At 53.8% G+C, this 2,892-nt stretch carries 4 protein-coding genes; all 4 read right to left on the bottom strand.

The genetic code is table 11. The features are described 5' to 3' along the window. Window positions 1-190: 190 nt before the first annotated feature. The 4 genes from J7M22_02035 to J7M22_02020 all read right to left on the bottom strand — a co-directional run bounded on the left by J7M22_02035 (window position 191) and on the right by J7M22_02020 (window position 2,541). Window positions 191-439 carry a hypothetical protein gene (locus tag J7M22_02035; GenBank protein MCD6505382.1) on the bottom strand — a complete coding sequence of 83 codons (249 nt, stop codon included), beginning with the start codon at window positions 437-439 and terminating at the stop codon, window positions 191-193. Then, complete coding sequence (locus J7M22_02030) at window positions 340-813, bottom strand: hypothetical protein (protein ID MCD6505381.1); 474 nt, start codon at window positions 811-813, stop codon at window positions 340-342. Before J7M22_02030 ends, J7M22_02035 begins: the two co-directional genes overlap by 100 nt. Before the next feature lie 77 nt (window positions 814-890). Then, window positions 891-1,658: a hypothetical protein gene (locus J7M22_02025; GenBank protein MCD6505380.1), complete on the bottom strand. Its 768-nt coding sequence runs from the start codon at window positions 1,656-1,658 to the stop codon at window positions 891-893. A 22-nt stretch (window positions 1,659-1,680) separates the two neighbouring features. Continuing rightward, window positions 1,681-2,541, bottom strand: a complete 861-nt coding sequence (locus tag J7M22_02020) for a DUF4159 domain-containing protein (GenBank protein MCD6505379.1) — start codon at window positions 2,539-2,541, stop codon at window positions 1,681-1,683. Window positions 2,542-2,892: the final 351 nt, after the last annotated feature.

Below are 2,892 nucleotides of genomic sequence, written 5' to 3'. Positions count from 1 at the left end.
TCATATTCGGAATGGCGGTCAACCATCCGCTGCTGACGGCGATCCTGATTCGTTCATCCAGCGCCGCGACGTACATCACGGTCTCGCCCCCGAGCGACAGGCCGACCGTTCCGATCTTCTCCTCATTCACAAAGCCACACCCCCTATTCCCTTCAGAAATTTCCGCCTTGTCATCGTTTTGGCTCTTTCCTCACAGCGCCCCGGTTAAACCCAATTTAATCTCGCCCCACCTCACGCTTAATTTATCCATCGGTTCCACGGGGAATATGGAAGGTCCGGAGAGTTTAACGTAGTCTATAAGCAGAGTCCCGGAGTAATGAGTGGTATAATGATCGGGGGTTACCATGAAGTAACGGGACTTAATCTTCTCGTTCTTAGTGACCGTTCCGATGAATTTATCATCCACGTAGAAATCAACCTCTTTCTCCTTATTGACGATCTTAAACCGATGCCAATCACCGCTGTAATTGCCCTGCCGATCCTCTCACCGTTCAGATATACGGTGGCGAAGGTATCGAGCCCCTTGAACTTCAGGAACACCTTTTTGCCCTTTCGATCCAGCTTAAACCTCCTGCGATACCACCAGTCCTTCTCATCCATCCAGCGGCACAGCTCGGCATTTCGCCCGTAGTATGGGTCCGGTATCTTTCCGGCCCGTTTCAGATCCAGATGCACCTCGCCCGGCACGCTGGCCGGGATGGCGGGGAGATGGGGCTCCTCCTCCCGATGTAGGCCGATATCCTCGCCCACGCCGGGATCGACATAGTAAAGATCCCACTCCCCGTTCAGGGACAGAAATTCGTTCTTAGACATGAAGTTCCCCCCTACCGTTAAGAAGCGTCAGCACGTTGAGCGTTAAAACGCTCAACATGCTAACGGCTGAAGGTTGATCAGAGGATAGGTCTGAAAAATCTCCGTGCCTCATCCTCGGGCGAGCGGAGACAGAAGGAGGACTCCCTGCATCTGGAACATCTGCCCACGGCTATCGGCTCGTCCGATCGCCACACCCCGCCGATCGGGGTTAAAACCTTCGCCAGGATCTCCTCCAGGGCGGCGATCCTCCTCTCCCCTTTCTCACCTCTGATGGCCTCGATCATCCTCTCATACAGATCGATGTCCTTCCTCCTCACCCTCTCGATGGCCTCATCCAGGTTCGTCCATCTCATCCCGTTCAGGTCCATGTAGCACTTGAGAGCGGTTTCGATCAGCTGGAATATCCTGACCTCTCTGGCCAGATCGGTCTGACAGGGCGATTTGATCTCCTCCATGAGGACGGAGAGCTCACACCTGTATCTCCTCTGATCCGACTCGTTGAGTCTAAACCGGCGATCCTTGAGTTCGGAAAACCTCTCCTTGGCCTCGCCGAGGATGGACATCGTATCGAAGAGCACCTCGGCGTCCGCCAGCGATAGATACTCCGGAGGCACATATCCGTTTCGCTCGGCCGAGCGGATCATCCTCTCCAACTCCCTTAACCCTATCACCTCGAAGGATATGATATCCCCGTCTATTCCGTGCCAGAGCCTCTCCAGACATTGGGGTTCGGATTGAGCTACGACGACGAATCGCGATCTCACCGGCCCGCTTAGGAGGAAAACCCCGACCACGTCGTTTCTCAGACGAAGGTGTTCCACGACCTCCATCATCTCGGCTTTCATGTCTCTCACCCCCCACATCATCTCATATCTCGGGGGACAGCTCGACCTTTCGAGGATGTTTCCTCCGATATTCCCTTGAGTTCGGATCCTTGTAGATATCGAAGTTCGAGTTGTTGCAGAGCTTGCTCTGAGTCAGGGCGTAAATTATGAGGTTGATCCCCAGTTTCACCTGAACGGTGGAGGCAGCCATACTCGACGTGGCCCTCGCCCACTGTGGGGTAAGTTCACCGTGTGTGATCACACCGATAACCCTCCCGCCGGACTGAACGAGCTCCATCCTTCTCAACTGCCCCGGCAGATTGCCTATCATGTTGGGGTAAAGCAGGATCTGATGATCGGGTGTGATTGGTGACCGGGCGGAGTTCGGCACCAGTTCCCCCTGCCATATGCCGTCAACCAGGATGAAACCACCCCTTTGGGCGTAATCCGCCAGGGCCTGCTTGGTTTGGGCGTTCGATAGCTCGCGGGAGGGCTTCACCAGCAGGAAGGGGGCCTTTAGGGAATACAACATATTAGGGGCCACTGAAGCGATCCCCAACCTCGGGTCCACGCTCACCTTGGTCTTGTGGTTGAGTATATTGGCGACGTTCTTCAATCCGAACATAGCTCTGTCGAAGCTTCTTCCCAGCGATGGGAGAAAGAGTATGGTCAGGGTACACGTGCCGGATATCTCTCCCGTTGAGGGATCGTTCTGAATCGTGCTCTGAGCCGCCGCCGCTTTCGGCATCTTCTCGGCTGCCGGTTTCGATACCTCCGTCTTAGCCTGAGCTTGGGCCTGAGTCGATCTCTCGCCGGTCGACGTGGTCTGCTGGGTTGTGGCGGCACATCCCAAAAAGATCGCGATGATACCCAGCGACACGATATACAGGCAAATTCTTCTCATGTTTGAGACCTCCCATTCGTTTTCTACGGCTGATGCTATATCACCTGCCGTCGATCAAGTCAAGCGCTATGATTGTAGTGAACCCCATTTTTTGGACACATCCTCGCTCCTCGTTCCTAATCCGAATTCGCCTATAGATGAGGTTGAGGTCCTTTATCCTCTTAACCTAAACTTGTTCTGCTGGAGGTTGCGTCCCCCGGCCGGGAAAGCTATAATAATCCTGTCCGGTGAGAGGTGGTATGCGATGATATATAAATAGAAATTACGCAGCTTTTGAGAAGGCTTGATCCATAAGGGATTCTACCTTCTCAAGGTTGTCTCTTCCCCCATTTGATGAGGATTCAAATAAAG

It is taken from the genome of Candidatus Poribacteria bacterium (assembly GCA_021162805.1).
Lineage (GTDB): Bacteria > Poribacteria > WGA-4E > B28-G17 > B28-G17 > JAGGXZ01.
This window is presented reverse-complemented; position numbering and strand designations above follow the sequence as displayed.